Source organism: Chryseobacterium sp. GVT01B, assembly GCF_019970045.1.
Lineage (GTDB): Bacteria > Bacteroidota > Bacteroidia > Flavobacteriales > Weeksellaceae > Chryseobacterium.
On sequence record NZ_JAHXYI010000008.1, the window covers coordinates 166,349 to 188,956 of the forward strand.

The 22,608-nt window shown below is 35.9% G+C and carries 20 protein-coding genes and 1 riboswitch; of the genes, 14 read left to right on the top strand and 6 right to left on the bottom strand.

Annotated elements, in window-relative coordinates:
• Window positions 1-122 precede the first annotated feature (122 nt).
• Complete coding sequence (locus tag LC457_RS19830) at window positions 123-2,906, bottom strand: bifunctional aconitate hydratase 2/2-methylisocitrate dehydratase (protein ID WP_223601397.1); 2,784 nt, start codon at window positions 2,904-2,906, stop codon at window positions 123-125.
• Window positions 2,907-3,259: 353 nt separating this feature from the next.
• On the opposite strand from LC457_RS19830, the gene LC457_RS19835 reads away from it, so the two are divergent.
• From LC457_RS19835 to LC457_RS19870, 8 genes are all read left to right on the top strand, one after another.
• Window positions 3,260-3,964, top strand: a complete 705-nt coding sequence (locus tag LC457_RS19835) for a WG repeat-containing protein (protein WP_223601398.1) — start codon at window positions 3,260-3,262, stop codon at window positions 3,962-3,964.
• A gap of 135 nt (window positions 3,965-4,099) precedes the next feature.
• Window positions 4,100-4,191: riboswitch (TPP riboswitch) on the top strand.
• A gap of 103 nt (window positions 4,192-4,294) precedes the next feature.
• Window positions 4,295-6,412 (top strand): TonB-dependent receptor, encoded by a 2,118-nt coding sequence (locus LC457_RS19840; RefSeq protein ID WP_223601399.1) that lies wholly within the window; start codon window positions 4,295-4,297, stop codon window positions 6,410-6,412.
• 201 nt (window positions 6,413-6,613) lie between these two features.
• On the top strand, window positions 6,614-7,366 hold the full coding sequence (locus tag LC457_RS19845; protein ID WP_223601400.1) for a hypothetical protein: 753 nt from the start codon (window positions 6,614-6,616) through the stop codon (window positions 7,364-7,366).
• Window positions 7,354-7,896 (top strand): acyl-CoA thioesterase, encoded by a 543-nt coding sequence (locus LC457_RS19850; RefSeq protein ID WP_105702355.1) that lies wholly within the window; start codon window positions 7,354-7,356, stop codon window positions 7,894-7,896. The genes LC457_RS19845 and LC457_RS19850 overlap by 13 nt, the downstream gene beginning before the upstream one ends.
• Window positions 7,897-8,074: 178 nt before the next feature.
• Window positions 8,075-9,004, top strand: a complete 930-nt coding sequence (locus LC457_RS19855; RefSeq protein WP_223601401.1) for a 2-hydroxyacid dehydrogenase — start codon at window positions 8,075-8,077, stop codon at window positions 9,002-9,004.
• Window positions 9,005-9,179: 175 nt separating this feature from the next.
• Complete coding sequence (locus tag LC457_RS19860) at window positions 9,180-10,442, top strand: serine hydrolase (protein WP_223601402.1); 1,263 nt, start codon at window positions 9,180-9,182, stop codon at window positions 10,440-10,442.
• 25 nt (window positions 10,443-10,467) lie between these two features.
• Window positions 10,468-12,267 (top strand): Ig-like domain-containing protein, encoded by a 1,800-nt coding sequence (locus tag LC457_RS19865; protein WP_223601403.1) that lies wholly within the window; start codon window positions 10,468-10,470, stop codon window positions 12,265-12,267.
• Window positions 12,268-12,271: 4 nt separating this feature from the next.
• Window positions 12,272-12,730, top strand: coding sequence for a heme-binding domain-containing protein (locus tag LC457_RS19870; RefSeq protein ID WP_223601460.1), 459 nt, complete (start codon window positions 12,272-12,274; stop codon window positions 12,728-12,730).
• A 101-nt stretch (window positions 12,731-12,831) separates the two neighbouring features.
• On the opposite strand, the gene LC457_RS19875 is transcribed toward LC457_RS19870, so the two are convergent.
• The 5 genes from LC457_RS19875 to LC457_RS19895 form a co-directional block, all read right to left on the bottom strand.
• Window positions 12,832-13,344 carry an NUDIX domain-containing protein gene (locus LC457_RS19875; RefSeq protein ID WP_223601404.1) on the bottom strand — a complete coding sequence of 171 codons (513 nt, stop codon included), beginning with the start codon at window positions 13,342-13,344 and terminating at the stop codon, window positions 12,832-12,834.
• On the bottom strand, window positions 13,341-14,255 hold the full coding sequence (gene xerD / locus LC457_RS19880) for a site-specific tyrosine recombinase XerD (RefSeq protein ID WP_142718876.1): 915 nt from the start codon (window positions 14,253-14,255) through the stop codon (window positions 13,341-13,343). Before xerD ends, LC457_RS19875 begins: the two co-directional genes overlap by 4 nt.
• Window positions 14,256-14,261: 6 nt before the next feature.
• Complete coding sequence (locus LC457_RS19885; protein WP_034692520.1) at window positions 14,262-14,684, bottom strand: dCMP deaminase family protein; 423 nt, start codon at window positions 14,682-14,684, stop codon at window positions 14,262-14,264.
• A gap of 52 nt (window positions 14,685-14,736) precedes the next feature.
• The gene (locus LC457_RS19890; RefSeq protein WP_223601405.1) at window positions 14,737-15,504 is read right to left on the bottom strand and encodes an enoyl-CoA hydratase/isomerase family protein; all 768 of its coding nucleotides are present in this window, start codon (window positions 15,502-15,504) and stop codon (window positions 14,737-14,739) included.
• 106 nt (window positions 15,505-15,610) lie between these two features.
• Window positions 15,611-17,098 carry a catalase gene (locus LC457_RS19895; RefSeq protein WP_223601406.1) on the bottom strand — a complete coding sequence of 496 codons (1,488 nt, stop codon included), beginning with the start codon at window positions 17,096-17,098 and terminating at the stop codon, window positions 15,611-15,613.
• Between the two features lie 134 nt (window positions 17,099-17,232).
• On the opposite strand from LC457_RS19895, the gene LC457_RS19900 reads away from it, so the two are divergent.
• From LC457_RS19900 to LC457_RS19925, 6 genes are all read left to right on the top strand, one after another.
• Window positions 17,233-18,183, top strand: a complete 951-nt coding sequence (locus LC457_RS19900; RefSeq protein ID WP_047377365.1) for a LysR substrate-binding domain-containing protein — start codon at window positions 17,233-17,235, stop codon at window positions 18,181-18,183.
• A 237-nt stretch (window positions 18,184-18,420) separates the two neighbouring features.
• Complete coding sequence (gene metK, locus LC457_RS19905; RefSeq protein ID WP_223601407.1) at window positions 18,421-19,701, top strand: methionine adenosyltransferase; 1,281 nt, start codon at window positions 18,421-18,423, stop codon at window positions 19,699-19,701.
• Between the two features lie 85 nt (window positions 19,702-19,786).
• Window positions 19,787-20,278: a hypothetical protein gene (locus LC457_RS19910; RefSeq protein WP_223601408.1), complete on the top strand. Its 492-nt coding sequence runs from the start codon at window positions 19,787-19,789 to the stop codon at window positions 20,276-20,278.
• Between the two features lie 195 nt (window positions 20,279-20,473).
• Window positions 20,474-21,064, top strand: a complete 591-nt coding sequence (locus LC457_RS19915) for an RNA polymerase sigma factor (RefSeq protein ID WP_047377368.1) — start codon at window positions 20,474-20,476, stop codon at window positions 21,062-21,064.
• Between the two features lie 202 nt (window positions 21,065-21,266).
• Complete coding sequence (locus tag LC457_RS19920) at window positions 21,267-21,962, top strand: YjjG family noncanonical pyrimidine nucleotidase (protein ID WP_223601409.1); 696 nt, start codon at window positions 21,267-21,269, stop codon at window positions 21,960-21,962.
• A gap of 191 nt (window positions 21,963-22,153) precedes the next feature.
• Complete coding sequence (locus LC457_RS19925) at window positions 22,154-22,603, top strand: PepSY-like domain-containing protein (RefSeq protein ID WP_223601410.1); 450 nt, start codon at window positions 22,154-22,156, stop codon at window positions 22,601-22,603.
• The last annotated feature ends 5 nt before the right edge of the window (window positions 22,604-22,608 follow it).

A 22,608-nucleotide genomic window follows, 5' to 3' on the forward strand; every position in this document is an offset into this window, starting at 1 on the left:
AATGTATTTAACTTAAAATAGAAACATTCTAAACAAAAAATTGGAAGATTTTAAATCCTAAAGGACTAAAATCTTCCAATTATATAATTTTCAATAGTCTTACGACTTATTTATGAATTCTATTAGTGAGCGCTTGTACTTGTTAATTCTTTAATAGAAGGTACAAAAGTTGTAAGATCAATGCCTTCAACTGCTGCCTTATACTCATCAATGTTAGGAATTCTTCCGATGATAGCAGATAAAACTACAACCGGAGTTGAAGCAAGTAGAGATTCTCCCTTTTTACGTTCAGAATCTTCAACTACTCTTCCCTGGAAAAGACGTGTAGAAGTTGCCAATACTGTATCTCCTTTAGCCGCTTTTTCCTGGTTACCCATACAAAGGTTACATCCGGGACGCTCAAGATACATTACATTTTTGTATTCAACACGAGCTTCTCCTTTTGGAGCATTATCATCAAATTCAAAAGCTGAGTATTTTTCTAATAATTCCCAGTCTCCTTCTGCCTTCAGCTCATCAATGATATTATAAGTAGGTGCTGCTACTACAAGAGGAGCGCTAAATTCTACTTTCCCTTGTTGCTTTTCAATGTTTCTAAGCATCTGAGAAACAATCTTAAGGTCTCCTTTGTGAACCATACAAGATCCTACGAAACCAAGGTCTACTTTTTTCTCTCCTCCGTAATAAGAAAGATCTCTGATGGTATCGTGAGTATATCTCTTAGAAACATCATCGTTGTTTACATCCGGGTCGGCAATCATTGGTTCAACGATTACGTCAAGATCTACCACTACTTCAGCGTAATATTTAGCATTTGCATCCGGAGTCAAAGCAGGTTTCTCTCCTGATCTGATTTCTGCAATTCTCTTATCAGCTTTGTCAATTAAGCCTTGAAGAACTTTATTATGGTTATCCATACCTTTATCAATCATGATCTGGATTCTGCCTTTTGCAATTTCCAGTGACTCAATCAAAGTATTGTCTTCAGAAATGTTGATAGAAGCTTTTGCTTTCATCTCAGCAGTCCAGTCTGTAAAGGTAAATGCCTGGTCAGCAGGAAGTGTTCCGATGTGAACCTCAATGATTCTGCCCTGGAATACGTTTTCTCCTCCAAACTGCTTCAGCATCTGAGCCTGTGTAGCATGAACCACATCACGGAAATCCATGTGTTCTTTCATGTTTCCTTTGAAGGTTACTTTCACAGATTCAGGAATCGGCATAGATGCTTCACCCGTAGCTAATGCAAGCGCAACAGTTCCTGAGTCAGCTCCGAAAGCCACTCCTTTAGACATTCTTGTGTGAGAGTCACCACCAATAATGATAGCCCACTCATCTACAGTGATGTCGTTAAGAACTTTGTGGATAACGTCAGTCATTGCGTGGTATTCACCTTTCGGGTCACGGGCTGTAATAAGACCGAACTCGTTCATGAATTTCATAAGTTTAGGAATATTAGCCTGAGCTTTTTTATCCCATACTGAAGCGGTGTGACATCCTGACTGGTAAGCACCGTCTACGATTGGAGAAATTACTGTCGCAGCCATAGATTCCAATTCCTGAGAAGTCATAAGACCTGTCGTATCCTGAGATCCAACGATATTAACTTCTACACGAACATCTGAACCTGCGTGCAATACTTTTCCTGGAGTAGTTCCAACAGCGTTTCTGTTGAATATTTTTTCTACAGCAGTAAGTCCTTGTCCTTCGTGAGAAATTTCTTTTGATGGAGCAAAAACCGCAGGCGCTTCAATTCCTAAAAGCTGGGCTGCAAATGTCTGTAGTTTTTTACCAAATACGATCGCGTAAGATCCACCCGCTTTGATGAATTCCATCTTTTGCGGAGTGAAAGATTTGGTAAGGTCGATCAATTCTTTATCGCCGTTATATAATTTCTTTTCTTTTGTATTGATCGTTAAAACAGTTCCTGTTGCTACTGAATAAGCTTCTTCAAGAACAATGTCTCCATTTTCGTTACGAATTGGGTTTCCGTTTTCGTCAACTTTCTTTACCCAGTTTTTAAGGTCAACACCAATACCTCCGGTAACATCTACAGTTGTAAGGAAAATTGGAGAAATACCGTTTGTTCCTCCTACAATTGGAGCAATGTTTACGAATGGCACATATGGACTTGCCTGTTTTCCTGTCCAAAGAGCAACGTTATTTACTCCGGACATTCTTGATGAACCAACACCCATTGTTCCTTTTTCAGCGATAAGCATAACGCTTGCATCAGGATGTTGTGCCTGTAAAGCTTTGATTTCTTCCTGAGCTTCAGGCGTGATCATACATTTACCATGAAGTTCACGGTCTGATCTTGAGTGGGCCTGGTTACCCGGAGAAAGTAAATCTGTAGAGATATCTCCTTCACCAGCAATGAATGTTACTATTTTGATTTCTTCAGCAACTTCAGGAAGTTTCGTGAAGAATTCAGCTTTTGCATAGCTTTCAAGGATTTCTTTTGCAATTTCGTTACCGCTGTTGAATGCTTCTTTCAGACGGTTTGTATCTGCTTCATAAAGGAAAACCTGTGTTTTAAGAACGGCTGCTGCTTCTTTAGCAATAGCTGCGTCATTACCTAAAGCAAGGTCTAGCAGCACTTCAATAGAAGGCCCGCCTTTCATATGAGATAATAATTCAAAGGCAAATGCCGGGGAAATTTCTTCTACTACGGATTCACCCAGAATAATTTCTTTTAAAAATTTTGCTTTCACTCCCGCTGCACTTGTCGTTCCGGGTAGCGTGTTGTAAATGAAAAATTTAAGAGAATCCGATCGGTCAGCATTACCTGAATCTTTAATCTGTGTAATGATTTCGCTTAGTAATTCAGCACCATCAATTGGCTTTGGATGAAGCCCCTGGGTTTTTCTTTCTTCAATCTCTTTGATGTAATCCTTATAAATATTCATAATAGAAGGTCTTTCAACATTAAAGGTAGGCCTGCTTCTTCTTTACCGGTCTGTACAAATACAGTTAATGACATTTTGAGTTCTCGCATTTTGATGCAACATTAACCGAATAAAGTCAGCATAATCTACACTTTTTTTTAAAGTTTTTAAAATTATCAAACAATTCAAAATGTTCCCAAAATTACGAATTTTTAATATTTTATAGAAACGAAATTATTTAGATTCTTTATAAATATGAATTTTATAATATCTATTTTTGGTCATATTTTTGTAGACATATGGCGAATATGAAAAATATCCTTAAAGTTTTATGCATTTTTATTTCGTTTTTCGTTTTTTCACAGACTAAATCTGTGAAGAAAATAACGGTGAAGAAAGGTGTGAAAACTGCGGTTAAGAAAGGGCCTGCAGCCAATAAGCCTAACCCTGATTTAGTAATAATCAATAAAGATCTTCCGGTTTTGATTCCTAAGAAAAAAGGAGATCATTTTGGGTATGTTAACCAGAACGGAAAATTTATTATTCAACCGGAATATCATATTGCCGTATTTTTTTATGAAGATTGCAACCTTCTGAATTCTCCTAATGAAAAAGTCAGAAAATTTGGCACAAAAGAATATGCTACAGTAGAAAAAGATATGATCTCTTACAGGATAGACCAGTCTGGAAAGAGAGTATACCAGTTCAAAGAAGCAGATTTTGGAAAATGTATCTTCGAAGAATATAAGCAGCAGCTATTTCAGGCATATACTATGAATGGCTTTTACGGAATTATTGAAAAATCAAAATTTGTGAATGCAGCAGATTACAGACAGTTCCAGATTTATCCTCAATATCAGTATCTGTACATTATGGAAGGAGATGATGTGGCCAATCCGATGATTGTTGCGTCCAATAATGATAAATTTGGAGTGATTGATGTTAACAATAAGATCATTATTCCTTTTGAATACGCCAATATTAAAAGAAACTTCAGCTGGAAGCTGGGTAAGATGTTTGAAGTGACCAAAGATGGGTCGAATTACTATTATGTTGACTCAAACAATAAAACCTACTAAAGAATTATAAATGATGAATGATGAATGATTCATCCAATAACTCTTATTTTTCATTCTGCTTTTTTCTATCCCGTAACTCAAAACCCTGCACCTCGCACCGCGAATCTCAATTCATATATTTTTTGTAATTTTGCAGCTGAAATAAAGGGGTGCTGTAACAGGCTGAGATTATACCCAATGAACCTGGAACAGGTAATGCTGTTTAGGGAACCATTTAAATAATTGATAGATGATTAGCGATAAATGATCGATAAACATCAATGGTCATTTGCTATTTGTCAATTATTTCATAATCACCCCTTTTATTCATTAAATGTCAAGATTTATAGAATGAAAGGATTATTTTTTTTAGGGCTTAGCGTAGGCTCAGTAGCCTTTATGCAGGCTCAGAATAAGGATTCTCTGAAAGTCAGAGAAATTGAGGCGGTCAACTTTACCAAAAGACTGCCGGTTGCAAAGGAAATCATCAATGTACAGAAAGATTTAGACGGTAAAAATTTAGGACAGGATCTTCCTATTCTTTTAAAAAATCAAACCTCCATTATTTCTACTTCAGATGCAGGAAATGGGGTAGGATATACCGGTTTTAGAATTCGTGGAGTTTCAGGAAGCGCGATTAATGTAATGATGAATGGCGTTCCGTATAATGATTCTGAAAGCCAGGGAACTTTTTTTGTGAATGTTCCTGACCTTACAAGTTCTGCTTCACAGATCGTTATTCAAAGAGGGGTGGGAACCTCTAATAATGGCGTTTCTGCTTTCGGTGCAAGTATCAATGTGATTTCTAAAGATCCTGAAGAAAAGTTTTATTTTAAAACAGATGACAGCTACGGCTCATTCAATACCTATAAATATTCAGCTGAGATAGGCTCCGGTAAGTTCTGGAAAAACCGTCTTTCTGTAATGGGAAGATATACCCATATTCACTCTGATGGGTATATAGACAGGGCTTCCTCAAATTTACATTCTTATAATTTTACGGCCTTATTTGAAGAAGGGAATACCAAATTACGTTTAATGGCTTTCGGTGGAAAAGAGAAAACCTACCAGGCATGGAACGGTATTGATAGAAAAACATGGGAAACCGATCCTAAATTTAATGTTTCAGGTGCCATTTATGATGCCAGTTGGGAGAATATTGTAAGCTTCTATGATAACGAAACAGACAATTACAGACAGAACCATTATCAGTTGCTTTGGGAACAGAAATTCAGTGACCGATGGAATCTTGAAACTACTTTTCACTATACTAAAGGAAAAGGATATTACGAAAATTACAAGCAGGGAGATCCTTTTTCCAGATATAATTTACCTGATCTGACTGAAGGAGGGCAGACCATAAAATATTCAGACTTTATCAGAAAAAAATGGCTGAATAATGATTTTTATGGAGTTGTTTCAACACTTTACGGAAAGTTTGAAAACTTAGATCTGAACATGGGAGTTGTAGCCAATCAATATTACGGTAGACACTACGGAAATGTTACGGGGGTATTTTTTCCGCAGATTGATGAAAGCGAGTATTACAGAAGCCGCTCGATAAAGAATGAAGTATCCGGTTTTGCAAAAGCTTTGTTCAGAGTAGATAATTTTGAATTTTTTGGTGATTTGCAGCTAAGAAAAATCAATTACAATACTAAGATCCTCATGGCAGGTGATGGTGAAGGTGCTGATTTAAGCAAAAACTGGCTGTTTTTTAATCCAAAAGCGGGGGTAAATTACAGAATAGAAGGAGGTAAAGTATTCCTTTCATATGCTCATGCCCACCGTGAACCGAACAGGGATGATCTGATGGCAAATAATGATGTGAAAGCTGAAAAACTTCATGATATTGAAGCGGGTTTTGAAAAACAGTTTGGGATCGTATCATTTACTGCGAATGTGTATTATATGTATTATGTCAACCAATTGGTTTTAAATGGTGAACTTAACAATGTAGGAGCTTTCATCAGAACCAATTCCGGGAAGAGTTACAGAAGAGGAGTGGAGCTTGGTGCATTGGCAAAATTATCTAAACAATGGGAGGTTTCAGGAAATGTAACTTTAAGCCAGAGCAGAAACCAGGATTTTAATATTCAAAATGGAGATGTTCCTAAAAGCCTTGGAAATACACAGATTTCATTCTCTCCGAATGTGATTGCCAATTTAGGTCTGAAATTTAATCCTACAAAGAACTTTCAGTTTGCTTTAATGAATCAGTATGTCGGGAAACAATATCTGGATAATACGGAAGATGCCAATCTGCAGCTTAAAGATTATTTCCTGACAGATTTCAACGCTCAGTACCAGTTTAAAATTGCCAATAATGAAATTGCATTAAAACTATTGGTGAATAACCTGTTCAACAAGAAATATGTCAACAATGGATCTGTGTATGAAGGACAGCCCTATTATTTTTCACAGGCAGGAACCAATTTTATGTTTGGAGTGAGCTGGAAGATTCAGTAATGAGAAGTTGGAAGCAAATAAGTGAATTTGAAAATTTGCCCTTTTACCCGTTTCATTACAATTGTTAAGCTTAAAAAAAGAAGTTTAAATAGCTGTATTCCAGTTTTGATACAGAATAATCAAAAGACTGTTTCGGCAGTCTTTTTTTATATAGGTTAAATATCTTAAAAAGTCATGAAAAAGTTATAAATTTGCTGCCAAATGAATATTTCAGCATACATTTTAGAATACTTAAAACAATTTGGAACTGCCACGGTTCCAGGCTTTGGGGTGTTTTCACTGAAAAATTCTAAGGCAATTATCAATTCCGAAAACGGGAGCATCTTACCTCCAGCCAGTCAGATTGAATTTACAATAGACTACGAAGTACAGGCTGAAGATCTTACTGCTTTTATTGCAGGACAGAAACAAATGTCTTTAGAAGCTTCAAGAAGTGATCTTAAGATCCAGACAGATTTTTGGAAGAAGAAACTTCAGGCCGAGCAGGTTCTTGAAATTCAAAACCTTGGAACAGTTTTCATTGAAGAAGGACATACTCATTTCAAAGGAAAAAGAATAGAATCAGGGCGTCCGGACTTTTATGGGCTGGAAGAGATCAGATTTTCAGATATCAATAACGGAGAAAAGGTAAATCCTTCAGTTAATCGTGAAAAAGATTTTAAATTCAGAAAAACTATTCTCTGGATTTTCCTTTTGGTTATTCCGGTTTTGGGGATTTTATATCTGGCTATTACCCAGCAGGAACTTCTTTTTGGTAAGAAATCTTTCAATAAGGTTTCTGTACAGACCTCTACTCACAGAATTGTAAAAGATACCATTAAAGTGATGGTACATAGCCCGAAAACAACCGTTTCAGATTCTTTGAAAAAAGATTCATTAGCAAAACCTGTCGGAAAAGCTGTAAAACCAGCTCCGGCCGTTCCAAACAACACTAAGACTAGATGGCAAAAATAAAAAAAGCGTCAGAATCTCTGACTATTATGACCAATATCGTTCTTCCGAACGAAACCAATTCTTTAAGAAATCTTTTTGGGGGTGAATTGTTAGCAAAAATGGACCGTTGTGCGTCTATTTCTGCAGCAAGACACTGCGAAAGAAGAGTAGTAACAGCTTCTGTAAACCATGTATCTTTCAATCATCCGATTCCGGAAGGCGGAGTAGTGGTATTGGAATCTAAAGTTTCCAGAGCATTCTCTACTTCTATGGAAGTATATGTAGATGTATGGTTGGATGATCCAATCAATCAGAAGAAAATTCACACCAATGCAGGTATTTATACTTTCGTTGCAGTGGATGAATTCAACCGCCCGATTCCTATCCCGGAAATGATTCCTGAAACAGATGAAGAAAAAGAAAGATTTGCAGCTGCATTCCGTAGAAAAGAACTTTCATTAATTCTTTCCGGAAGAATGAAGCCTTTGGAATCTGTAGAACTTAAAAAACTCTTCCAGGAACCGCAGGAATCCAAGAAAGACAAAAAATAATATTTATTATTCTATCAATAAGAATGCTTTTAAACTTTGCTGAGCTTTAACGCTTTTGCGAGCTTAAAAGCATTTGTTTTTTTAAGATTAGACTTTATACTAAATTTCATCATTCAGAAATAATCATTGCTAATTTCCTCAATCTCTGAATTTTTTAATTTCTAAATTTTAAATAAAAATGAAAATACTTCTTTTAGATAAAAACCATCCTCTCATCACTGAACAGCTTTTGGCTCAGAATTTTATATTGGAAGAGGATTTTACGTCGTCTTATGATGAGGTTTGTGATAAAATTGAAAACTATGACGGGATTATCATCAGAAGCCGTATCCCTTTAGATCAAAATTTTCTCGAGAAAGGGAAGAACCTGAAGTTTATCGCAAGAGTAGGAGCCGGAATGGAAAATATAGATATTCCTGTTGCTGAAAAGCTGGGAATCCAACTGATCAATTCTCCTGAAGGAAACAGAGATTCTGTAGCAGAGCATGTGGTAGGAATGCTGCTTGTGATGATGAACAGACTTTTTATTGCTTCTCAGGAAGTGAAAAACGGAATCTGGAAACGTGAAGAGAACAGAGGAGATGAATTGTTGGGAAAAACAGTTGGGCTTATCGGATATGGAAATATGGGAAAAGCTACTGCTAAAAGACTTTCCGGATTTGGCTGTAAAGTGATTTTCCATGATATTCTTCCTGGTCTTTCAGATGAATATGCAGCACAGGTTTCACTGGAAGAGCTGAAGCAGTCTGCTGAAGTTTTGAGTCTTCATATTCCTTTGACTTCAGAAACTCATTATCTTATTGATGAAGCGTTCATTGCAGAAATGAAAAACGATTTCTATTTTGTCAATACGGCAAGAGGAAAGAATGTAAAAACTAAAAGTTTAGTAGAAGCATTGAAGTCAGGAAAGGTAAAAGGCACTTGTCTGGATGTATTGGAATACGAAAAGTCTTCTTTCGAGCATATTGAAACAGAAAATGAAGATTTAAAATATCTTCTTGAATCTGAAAAAGCAATTGTTACACCACATATTGCAGGCTGGACCCATCAAAGCAAAGAAAAGCTGGCTCAGTTTATTGTAGATAAAATTATAGCATCACATTGTTAGACAAAGAAAAATAAAAAGATAAAAAGCGGATTTACAAATGTGAATTCGTTTTTTTATGATTTTGTCCCTTCAAATTTTCCTTTTCCTTTCATTTATGTTAAATAATTCATAATGTCCCTCTCTTGGTTATTATTTATTTTTGAGTTTTATTAAATTGCCGCTCATTTTGAATCTCATGACGAAGCGTAATTTTGTACTTATCCTAACTGTTCTTTTATCAATATTTTCCTGTAAAAAAAAGTCTGAAGCCAAAGAAGTTTCAGCTGAAAACACGACTAATCTACCCAACTATGGAAATGTAGACTTCGGAAGTATTTTCGTCAAAGGTGATGGACAGCTTTTGAACAAACAGACAACGGTAAGCTATATAGATCAGTATTACAAAAAAATATGGGAAGAAGGTAACCTTAGCGGTGGAATTCTGGTGGCTAAGGGAGATGAAATTCTTTACGAAAACTACAGAGGCTTCGGAAGAGAAGGCAATCAGATGCCGATTGATAAAAATACACCATTGCACGTAGCTTCGGTTTCAAAAACATTAACAGCGATGGCGATGATGAAACTGATTGAGGCAGGGAAAATAAAATTTACAGATCATCTTACCCAGTTTTTTCCGGGATTCCCATATCCGAATGTTACCGTTCAGACTTTGTTGGATCAAAGAAGCGGTCTTCCGAAATACGAATATTTTATTACCAAAATACAGCCTGCACCGGCAGAACTTTCCAAACAATTTATTACGAATCAGGATGTGTTGAATATGATTATCAAATACAAACCTGATCTGGCAAGAGATACCGATACAGGATTTATGTACTGTAATACCAACTTTGCTTTATTGGCATTATTGATTGAGAAAGTAACAAAAACTCCTTTCCCGCAGGCGATGAAAGAAATGGTTTTCACTCCGCTGAAAATGAACAACACTTATATCTTTCAGGAAAAAGATATTCCTACAGCTTCACAGTCTTTCTATTATGGAGGAAATAAATTGTATCCTTTAGACAGATTGGATCTTATTTATGGTGATAAAAATGTGTACACTACTCCAAGAGATTTGTATAACTTCTCAAAAGCAATGTATTCGAAAAATTTCCTTAAACCAGAACTGATGGAGATGGTTTTTGCTCCTTACAGCAATGAAAAGGCAGGAATGAATAATTATGGATTAGGATTCAGAATGAAAATTTTTGATAATGGTGAAAAGCTGACGTATCACAACGGATGGTGGCATGGTACAAACTCTGTATTTGCCCATCTTTTAAAATCTAAAGTTACCATCGTTGCTATCGGAAACAAGTATTCAAACAAAGTATATACAGCCCTTGCATTATCAGGATTATTTGAGGATTTTCCTTTACAGAAAGAGAAGCTGCACACTGTTATGCATGACAATAAAGATACTTTAAATTCCGGACAGGAAGTTTTTGGAGAATAATGTTTATTTTTGCTTAAACATTTTCATGAAAAGGTTTCTTTTATTATTTGTTATCTGTTTTCTTGTACATTCATGTGCAAGAGTAGGATCTCCTGTTGGAGGGCCTAAAGATACTCTGGCACCAAGGTTTTTAAGTTCAAACATTGATACTACAAGAATTAATGTTAAAAAAGATATTCACGAGCTCCGTCTGGATTTTGATGAATATGTGACATTGAAAGACATCAATAAAAACCTGATTATTTCGCCCCCAATTAAAGGGATAACGAGGATTCTTCCTTCCAATATAGCCAACAAATTTGTGCTGATCCAGTGGACTGACACTCTTCAGGCCAATACAACTTATAACTTCAATTTCGGAAACTCCATTGTAGATAATAACGAGTCGAATATACTGAGGTATTTCAATTTTGCTTTTTCTACAGGAGATAAATTGGACGATCTTTATATCAGTGGTGAAGTAAAAGATGCGCTGGATACCAAAAAGAAGACGGCTGCAACAACGGAAAATAAACTTGTGGTTGGATTGTATCAGGTAAAAGATACCATGGATTATAAGAAAAAACCTTACTATATCACCAAGGTAGATGAAGATGGATACTATGAATTGAATTATCTGACTCCTGGAAAATATAAAATTATTGCTTTTGACGACGAGAACGGAAACTCTATGTATGACCCGGGAAAAGAAAAAGTTGGGTTTCAGAAAGATCCGATAGAGGTAGAGAAATCTGTTTCAGGATTGAATTTAAAAGTATATCCTTCAAGAAAAGCAGTGAAATATTCGGATATGAAAGAAATTGCGGGTGGGATTATAATGTCATTTGAAGGAAATCCTGATGACGTGAAAGTTCAGTCTCTGAATGAAAAAATAAAGGATATTAAAATAACACACAACCCAAAATCCGACTCTGTCAGAATCTGGTTTGATGCTGTAAAAGATGATGTGGGGCAGACAGCCAATGAAAAACTCACATTTACTCACAATAAAGGTCCGAAAAAAGATAGTGCTTACAGTGTTTCTTTGTTTTACAGATACAATAAGAAGAATGTAATGGATGTTGTTAGCGATAACGACGGAACTTCAATCGCTCCAAAAGCAGATTTAAAGCTTGCATCAAACTATATCATTGATAAAATAGACCCATCCAAATGGACATTAAAAATGAAAGGTGACAGTTTAACAGCTTTACCATTCACCGCTAAAATTTCGGATACAAATCCTTACCAGATCCATGTTCAATCAGATTTTGTGATGGGGAAAAGCTATGAGCTTACTGTTCCTAAGGAAACGGTATCTTCATTCTATGCAAAAAACAGCCAGTCAAAACGTTTTGATTTTGATGTTGCTAAAGCAGATCAGTTTGGAAGCGTTGAGTTTTCCATTGCAAATGCTCCGGAAGCGAATTATTGGATTCAACTGATAGATTCTTCAGACAAAATCAGCTATCAGAAATATTTAAAAGGTGATAAAGTAAAGTTTGATATACTGAAACCAGGAGAATATATTGTAAGAATATTGGTAGATAATAACGGAAATAAATATTGGGATGAAGCCGATTTCGCCAATGATATTTTTGCCGAAGATGCCTATATCTTCCATAAGAAAGTGATCGTAAGAGGATTGTGGGAAACAAGAGAAGACTGGGATCTGAAGGATACCAGAACACTTGACAGCCCTAAATCAACATCTCAAACTCCAGTCCCAGTCCCAGCGTCTGCTTCGTCATCAGAAACTTCTCTGCCTGCCGAACCTGCTGCTACGAAACAAGTGCTGAAAAAAGAAATTAAGTCTGGTAACGCCATTTTAACTCCGTCAAAGTAAACAGATAAAAATGGCTAAGAAAATAGTATTCTGGACATTGGTAGCATTTGCCCTGATTCAGTTTTTTCCTATTGACAGAACCAATAAACCTGTTGATTCTGCTGCAAACTTCGTTGATGCAAGGAAAACACCCGAAAAGATCAGAACACTGCTCAAAAATGCATGTTATGACTGCCATTCCAATGAAACGGTTTATCCGAAATATGCTTTTATCGCACCTGTTTCATGGTCTGTAAAAAGCCATATAAATGAAGGAAGAGAGCATCTCAACTTTTCTATCTGGGAAACTTATAATAAGGATCTGAAGGAGAATATGATCACTAAATCTATTCAGACAATCCAAAGCAAAGCAATGCCAATGCCTGGTTACATAGTCTATCATAAAGAAGCTAACCTTTCAGAAGCAGAAAGAGCATTGCTGGTTCAGTATTTTGAAGAAATGCTGAAGACGAAGACCTATTAGGTTCTACAATAAAAAACTCCCGCAGATTTTACACACTAAGCATATTGTTTAAACAATTATCTGCCTGATCTGTAAAATCTACGGGAGAATATTTACAAAAATTATTTCTTTAAATAGCCCTCAAAAAATTTCTTCTGAGAATCAAAAGCAATATCTTCAAGGTCTAGCTCCTGTAAAGGAATCCATACTACTTCTGAGATCTCTGAGAGTTCAAGATTTACCTCAAACTTTTCTGAAACATGATACTCATAAAAGAGATCGATGGTGTTGTAATCAATTTCTTTATATTGATAGATGTTTGGAAGGCTGGTAAGGTATTTCAGGTTGGAAATATCGATATCAAGCTGAAGTTCTTCAAAAAGTTCTCTTTTACAGGTTTCCTCTGCACTTTCTTTAGGGTCAACGAATCCTCCGGCAAGATCAAGTTTTCCTTTTTTAGGATCTCTGTTTCTTCGGGTAAGGTAAATTTCGTTTCCACATCTGATGACAACTGCTACAGCACCTGCCACATTATTATACAAAGTAAAACCACATTCCGGACAGCTCCATTTTTTTTCGCCATCCCAGTGTAAGGACTCTTTGCCGCAGCTTGGGCAATATTTCAATAGTTTCATTGAGCAATATTAATATTTCTCGGGTGATAACTCAAAATAACATCCCTTAATTCTTCCGTCTTCAGATGTGTATAGATTTCCGTTGTTGTAATACTGGAATGTCCCAGCATTTCCTGAATATAACGAAGATCTGCTCCGTTCTGCAGTAAATGCGTAGCAAATGAATGTCTGAAGGTGTGTGGAGATATTTTTTTGTTAACCCCTGCTTTATCTGTAAGTTCTTTAATAATAAGAAATACGATCACTCTGGACATGGATGTCCCACGGCTGTTCAAAAACAGAGTGTCTTCATATTTTTTATTGATTTTACCTTTAGAACGTACCTCTTTGATATAACTTTCCAGCAAATCAGCGGTATAATCAGCCAAAGGAACAAAACGGGTTTTGTTTCCTTTTCCGTGTACCTTGATGTATTGCTCTTTAAAGTTGATATTGGAGATTTTCAGATCAATCAGTTCAGAAACACGAAGCCCGCATCCATATAGTACTTCTATGATGCAGTGGTTTCTTTTGCCAAGATCTGTATTGACTTCAATAGCAGCGATAATTTTGTTGATATCAGGCAGGCTTAGGGTATCAGGTAGGTATAATCCCAGTTTAGGGCCTTCAAGTAACGCAGCAGGGTTGTCTTCACGATATTCATCCTCAAGCAGAAATTTGAAAAAAGCTTTGATGGAAGATATCCATCTTGCCTGTGATCTCTCACTGAATTTCTGTTTAGAAAGATTGAAAATGTATTCCTGCAGGTTTTCGTAACCGATAGAATCTGGACCGACGTTTGCCAGATCTTCTTTTGCATAATCTTTTAATTTCTTAATGTCCCGAACGTAGGCGTCGAGAGTGTTTTCTGAAAAATTCCTTTCGAAACGAAGAAATATTTCAAAATCTTTGATCTTTTCATCCCAAGTCATTTGTGCTTATTTTTTTAGTTCACAGTCCGATATTTGTTCTATTTCAATGTTATGGTTCCTCAGGAACGATATCCCATCGTCATCTGAATACTCATTAATATACACCAGTCTCGTAATTCCTGCCTGTAAAATCAGCTTGCTGCATTCTTTACAGGGAGACAGCGTCAGATATAACGTTGCCCCTTTCGCAGATTGAGTAGAAGCGGCCAGCTTTAATATAGCGTTGGCTTCAGCATGCAATACGTACCAGTGTGTTTTCCCTTCTCCATCTTCACAGCAGTTTTCGAATCCCGAAGGAGTCCCGTTGTAACCATCTGAAATAATCATCCTATCTTTTACGATAAGAGCTCCCACCTGTTTTCTCTTACAGTAGGAGAGTTTTGCCCATTCCTGAGCCATTTTTAGATAAGCTTTATCAAACTTATTCATACAGCAGCATTGTTTTTTTTCGAAATAATTTGGATTAAAGTCTTTAGAAAGACTAGAAGTTAGGCTTTCTCTTCTCTAGAAACGCATTAACTCCTTCTTTCTTATCTTCCATTTCAAAAAGTTCTCCGAAATATTTGATTTCAGTTTCAAAACCTTTCTCCGTGTCAGATAAATTTACGGCATTTATAGCCTTGGATATTGCCATTGGTGAATTGTAGGCAATAGTATTTGCTAATTCTTTCGTTTTGGTTAATAATTCTTCAATAGGATATACTTCATTGACAAGTCCGATCTCTTTTGCTTTTTGAGCAGGGATCATTTTGGCAGAGAAGATCATTTCGTTGGCAATACCTTTTCCTACAAGCTTTGGAAGCCTTTGAGTTCCGCCGTATCCCGGAATTAATCCAAGAGTTACTTCAGGAAGCCCCAATCTGGCGTTTTCCGATGCATATCTGATGTGGCATGCCATAGCAAGCTCTAAACCTCCGCCCAATGCAAAACCATTTACGGCTGCAATGACAGGTTTAGACATATTTTCAATTTTATTGAACAATGTATTTTGTCCGTTTCTTGCAAGTTCTTCTGCTTTTTCCTGTCCGAATTCGCTGAATTCTTTGATGTCAGCACCTGCTACAAAGGATTTTTCTCCACTTCCGGTAAGGATAATTACCCTGCAGGAATTGTCGGCGTTAAGCTCGTCCAGTGCGGTACTGATTTCCTGAATCGTTTTTGCATTTAAAGCATTTAAACTTTCAGGTCTGTTTATGGTAATGATAGATAATTTATCTTCTTTTTTTAATAATATGTTCTCGTAACTCATTTTTCCACTTTAAAATATCATCCTTTGCAAATTATGAATTTTTTACAAAAAAAAGGAAAAAATATTATTTTTTTTTTCCTTTTTTTTAATTTATCATTCAATATGATTATTTGGAATGATTCATCATATTTGCATCAATATTGACGTTTAGCTGAGAAGCTACTTTCATGCCAAGCTCAATGTTGGCTCTGAAAAAGTGACATAATTGTCGGTTAATAATCTCGTCTTTCTTAGGCCCGCTGATGCCTTTCATACTTCCTATAATATTTTGGATCAGCCGATCTCTGTCTTCTGCATTCATTGCTTTTGAATAAAGCAGACCTGGTTGAGTATAATGATCGCTGTCATTATCATTTCTGTTATAGCTGGCAACATGAGCACTGTCTAATTCATACTCAAAACCTTTGTAATCAGAATCTGCTTTGATATCATCGAAACTGTTCGGATGGTAATTCGGTTTGTCCTGATAGTAGCTTGAATCTGCCATATAGCCATCTCTTTGATAGTTGTTGACCGCAAAAGGACATCTGTTTACTTCTAATTGATGAGCGTTGACACCTACTCTGTAACGATGGGCATCAGGATAAGAGAATAATCTTCCCTGCAGCATTTTGTCGGGGGAGAAACTAATTCCATTAATCAGGCTGCTTGGTGAAAATGTAGATTGTTCAACATGGGCAAAGTAATTAACAGGAACTTCATTGAGCTCCATTTCTCCTACCTCGATCAAAGGAAAATCATCATGGAACCATACTTTTGTTACATCAAAAGGATTCCATCTGAAATCTTTTGCCTGTTCCTCGGTCATCACCTGAATGTACATAGTCCATTTCGGGAAATCGCCGTTTTCAATAGCATTACATAGATCTTCCTGAGCAAAGTCAGGATTTTCACCAGCCATTTTTACAGCTTCTTCATCAGTGAAATTTTTCACTCCCTGTTTTGTTTTGAAGTGGAATTTCACCCATACTCTTTCATTATTATCATTGATCATGGAGAAAGTATGAGACCCGAAACCATGCATATGTCTGTAACCGTAAGGTGTTCCTCTATCTGACATTAATATAAGAACCTGATGAAGCGATTCCGGATTTAAGCTCCAGAAATCCCACATCATTGTAGCACTTTTTAAATTGGTTTTTGGAACTCTTTTTTGGGTATGAATAAAATCCGGGAATTTTTTAGCATCCTTAATAAAGAATACCGGAGTATTATTTCCCACAAGATCCCAGTTTCCGTCTTCAGTGTAAAATTTTAAAGCAAAACCTCTTGGGTCTCTTGCGGTATCTGCACTTCCTTTTTCTCCACCCACAGTAGAGAATCTGGCAAACATCCTGCACGAATTTCCTATTTTTGAAAACAGCTTTGCCTTTGTGTACTGGCTGATATCATGGGTTACGGTAAAGGTTCCGTAGGCTCCGCTTCCTTTGGCGTGCACTATTCTTTCAGGAATTCTTTCCCTAACGAAATGCGCAAGATTTTCCTGAAGAATAAAATCTTGCAGCAATACAGGGCCTCTTGGTCCTACCGTCTGTGAATCCTGATGCTCAAAGTAAGGTGCTCCGTTGCTTAACGTTAATTTTTTAGAATCCATATAATTGAAGATTTGAGTAATTCTTTTTCCTTTTTCTAAATCGAAGTGTAAAGGTAGTGAATATCAAATTTACTTGAATTTTTAATTGCTAATAACAAAAACGTTATATCTTTGTAATAGATAATATTAATCAAATGAACATTCAGCAACTGGAGTATCTTATCGCTGTTGATAAGTATAAACATTTTGGTAAAGCAGCTCAGGCATGTTTTATTACACAACCTACGTTAAGTGCCATGATACAGAAATTTGAGGATGAACTGGATGTGAAGGTTTTCGACAGAACTACTCACCCGATTCGTACCACAGATGTAGGTCTTCAGATTATTGATCAGGCAAAAGTTATTATAGAGTCTGTCAATGAGCTGAAAAACAAAGCGAACCTTTTGAATAATATTTTAGGAGGAACTCTTAATCTGGGGATTATTCCTACTGTTTCATCTTTCATTCTGCCTACGGAAATCTTCAAATTTCTTGAAGATAATCCAAAGATTCAGATGAATGTAAAAGAAATGACAACGGATAATATTATTAAAGCTTTAAAAGCCGGAGAACTGGATGCAGGAATTATCTCAACTCCTTATGATACGGCTGACGAGTTTTATCAGGATTTCCTATTCAATGAAGAGCTGATGATTTACAGTTCCAATACAGAAGCCAACAAAAAGAATTCTTACATCATTCCGGAAGACCTGAATGTAGAAAAAGTTTGGCTGCTTGAAGAAGGAAACTGTCTTAGAAATCAGTTTGAAAACATCTGTCATCTGAAAGAAAATACATTGAAGCCTAAAAACTTAGATTTCCTAGCTTCCAATATCCAGACTCTGGTACACATGGTAGATAAAGTAGGAGGAATCAGTATTCTGCCGGAACTTGCATTGAGCCAGCTTTCGGAAGAGCAGAAGAAAAATGTTTTCAGATTCAAAAAACCTTTCCCTTATCGAGAGATCAGTATTATTTATTATAAGCCAACTTTTAAACAAAAAATTATTGATGAATTGTCACATTCTATCAAAACTTCTTTAGAACTTAAGTTGAATTATCACGAAAGTCCAAAAGAATTTGTAAGCATTAAGCCTCAGTAATGGAAATGCTTTAAAGTGATAGAAATCATCAATTTAAATAAAATTATAATTAATAAACAAAATCTTTGAGTATTACGAAAATAGTGCTTAAATTTGCTGACGTTTATTACGAGGAAAAATTTGACCTGATTGCAACCTCTATAAAAATATGCTAAAACAGTATTCTTTTTTTCTGGGCAATTTCATTCATATTTTTCGTAAATACTATTTTTAAATCTTTAAAAACAAAAGAATTATATGTCTTATTTATTTACATCTGAATCAGTTTCAGAAGGACATCCGGATAAAATTGCCGATCAAATCTCCGATGCATTAATCGACCATTTTTTAGCATATGATAAAGACTCAAAAGTAGCATGTGAAACTCTTGTAACTACCGGACAGGTGGTATTGGCAGGAGAAGTAAAATCTGATGCTTACCTTGATGTACAGACCATTGCCAGAGAAGTAATCAACGGAATTGGGTATACAAAAGGTGAATATATGTTCAATGGAGATTCTTGTGGAGTAATCTCTGCCATCCATGAGCAGTCACCTGATATCAACCAGGGAGTTGACAGAGCTGTAAATGATGAGTCTTTTGAAGCAAAAGCAAATGCACAGGGAGCAGGAGACCAGGGAATGATGTTCGGGTATGCTACCAATGAAACGGCTAACTATATGCCTCTTGCATTGGACCTTGCTCACACTATTCTTAAAGAACTTTCTGCCATCAGAAGAGAAAATAAGGAAATCACTTATCTTCGTCCGGATGCAAAAAGCCAGGTAACTATTGAATATTCTGATGACCACAAGCCAATCAGAATTGATTCTATCGTAGTTTCTACTCAGCATGATGACTTCGCAGCTGAAGAGGAAATGCTGAATAAAATCCGTGAGGATATTAAGAACATTCTGGTTCCAAGAGTTGTAGCACAGCAGACAGAGGAAATCAAAGCTTTATTCAACGATCAGATCAAATATCACATCAATCCTACAGGAAAATTCGTAATCGGGGGACCTCACGGAGATACTGGTCTTACAGGTAGAAAAATCATTGTTGATACTTACGGTGGTAAAGGAGCTCACGGTGGTGGTGCTTTCTCTGGAAAAGATCCTTCTAAAGTAGACAGAAGTGCAGCTTATGCAACAAGACATATTGCTAAAAACTTAGTAGCTGCAGGAATTGCTGATGAAGTTTTGGTACAGGTTTCTTATGCAATCGGAGTAGCTGAGCCTTGTGGACTGTATATCAATACTTACGGAACTGCTAAAGTTGATCTTCACGATGGTGATATCGCTAAAAAAGTTTCTACGATTTTCGATTTGAGACCTTATGCTATCGAGCAGAACTTAAAATTAAGAAACCCTGTTTATCAGGAAACAGCTTCTTACGGACATATGGGTAAAGAGCATTATGTGGCTGATAAAACGTTCAATAAAGGACATAAAAATGAGCTTACATTAAAAAATCTTGAGTTCTTTACTTGGGAGAAACTAGACAAAGTAGAGGAGATTAAAACCGCTTTTGGAATTTAATTTCTCTTTAAAGAATAATAAATGAGCTGCTTTATCTTTGGATAAGGCAGTTTTTTTTAATTTTACACCTTAATAATATAGAAAGATGATGAATTTTCGAACTGTAGTTGCCGTCCTGTCCTTGTTTTTGCTAAGTACATTAGCAAAGGCACAATATACCATGCATAAAATGATTACGGTGGGGTATACTTACCAGAATCAAAGTTTTGGTGAAGTAGGGGGTAAATTACTTTTTCTTAAAAATGATGATGTGATTTACAGGTTGGGTGGATCTGCTTTAATGGGAGCCGTAGATTCTAAGTTTGCTATTATGCCGAAACTGCAGGCGGATGTTCTTCTTAATTTTGAAAAAAATGTAGACTTCTATCACTCGTATTACTTTTTAGCAGGAGTAGAAGGAACCAATAAATATATTGCCCCTAAAATAGGAGTTACCTTATTTGGGATGCTGGATCTTACAGGAGGCTATGCTTTCCCCATCGGAGATACCCGTTTGAACAGAAAAGAGATGAAAGGACTGAATGTTAATTTTACATTAAATATCCCTACCGTGTTCATTCATGACATGTTTAAATGATTTTTTTTAGATTTTTCTCTATAAAATTTAATAATAGGTTAACAGTTATTAAAAAATTATTATATTTACATCATAATAATTGTACTACCGCCTATAGAATAGACTCTACTCTAGAACTGTTTTGTTTATACAGCAAAAGCCAGATGAAATATCTGGTAGAATGCCTGTCTACAAATATTTATATTGAGAAGAGTTATGAAATCAAAATCGGATAGTTTACTAATTTCCCTTTACCAGAAAGGAGACGAGGGTGCATTGTCAACCCTTATTCACCGACATCAGAGAGAACTGTTTACATTCATTTTTTACAAAATTAATGATGAAGATTTAGCTAATGATATCTTTCAGGATACATTCATGAAAATTATTGTTATGCTTAAAGAAGGGCGTTATAACGAAGAAGGTAAATTTATTCTTTGGGCAAAAAGAATTTCCCACAATTTAATCATCGATCATTTCAGATCAAAAGCAAAGAATATAAAAGTTTCAGAAACTACTTTTGAAACTGATGAATATTCTATTTTTGATTTGATCAGAGAGCCTTCTGAGAATATTGAAGATCAGCTTGTAACGAATCAGATACAGGAAGATCTTTTAAGGATGCTGCAGTTTTTACCGCAAAATCAGCAAGAAGTAATCAAACTGAGATTTTTTGACGGCCTGAGTTTCAAGGAAATTGCAGATCATACGGATATGAGCATTAATACGACCCTTGGAAGAGTACGTTATGCACTGATCAACCTGAGAAAAATCATGGATGAAAATAATATAATATTAACCAGATAAATAATATTTCAGGAAATTTCACGTTTTAAGGAAAACATACTTCGCTTATGAAAAAAAATGACTCCTTAAAAGTGAAAACTTTGAAACCTAAGAAACAAACAATTGATTTTTTGCTGAATTTTTCTAAAAGCCTTGAGATTGTGAAAAGCAAGAGCAAAAATTATCCTATTACAAAAAATTAAAATGATTAACTTTGTGCTGTATGAAAATGCAGCATGTTTTTTTTGACCTGGATAATACACTCTGGGATCACCGTAGAAATGCCTATCTTACCATCAGGGAACTTTTTGAAAAACAGGAAATAACTTCAAAGTACAATATTGACTTTGAAGAATTTCACTCTGTTTACCATGATATCAACGAAGATTTGTGGGAAAAGATCAGAGATGGGATTATTGGCAAAGAGTACTTGAGAGAACACCGTTTTTATGATTCTTTTAAACATTTTGGAGTAGATAATAAAGAATTGGCTCTTTATTTTGAAGAAAACTTCCTTGATAATATTGTGAGTCATAATGAATTGGTAGAAGGCGCTGAAGATGTCTTGGAATATCTGAAAGCTAAGAATTATACATTACACATTATTTCCAATGGATTTCAGGAAGTAACGGAAAGGAAATGTAGCCTGTCTGGAATCGCGCCTTATTTTAAGACCATTACCAGTGCAGATGCTGTGGGGGTAAGAAAGCCCAATCCCAGGATTTTTGAATACTCCTTAGGACTTTCCGAAGCCAGAAAAGAAGAAAGTATCCTGATAGGAGATGACTGGATTGCTGATGCCATGGGAGCAACAGACTTTGGAATGGATGCCATTTTCTTTGATGTTTATAAGGAAGATAAACAGAGAGAAGGATTAAAAGCCATTACTCATCTTCAGCAGATTAAAGAATACTTATAAAATGTAAGACCGTAAAGTTTACAGTATAAATATAAGCCACTAAGATCATCTTAGTGGCTTTTCTGTTTTTATAGACTTGGGGAAATCAACCTAAATTTTGATTTAATTTTTTTACCGGATGAGTATTCCCAATTCTTTCCCAAATTGATTTGGAACTTTGCTCCATAATAATGACAGAAAAATTAAATATTATGAAAAATGTAAAGAAAATCGCAGGAGTATTGATGATCATGTTTTTATTCATGGGAAGCTTTGTTTCCGCACAGGACAGGGCAATCAATGCTAATCAGTTACCTAAAACAGCCAAAAACTTTCTAGCAGCCCATTTTAAAGGAATACCTGTAAACTCGGCTATAGAAGACAGAGAAATCTATGGAGTAGATGAATACAAAGTATATCTGACTAACGGAATGAAAATGGAGTTTGACAGCAATGGAAACTGGAAAGAAGTGGATGGGAAACATCAGAAACTACCCTATGGTTTTATCCCGGTATCAATCAGAAACTATAGTACAAAGAATTTTCCCAACACTTACATCATCAAAATCGAAAAGAAAAGATGGTCTTATAAAGCAGAACTTTCCAACGGATTGGAGCTTGAATTCGACAGAAACGGAAATTTTAAAAGAATTGATGATTAACACTT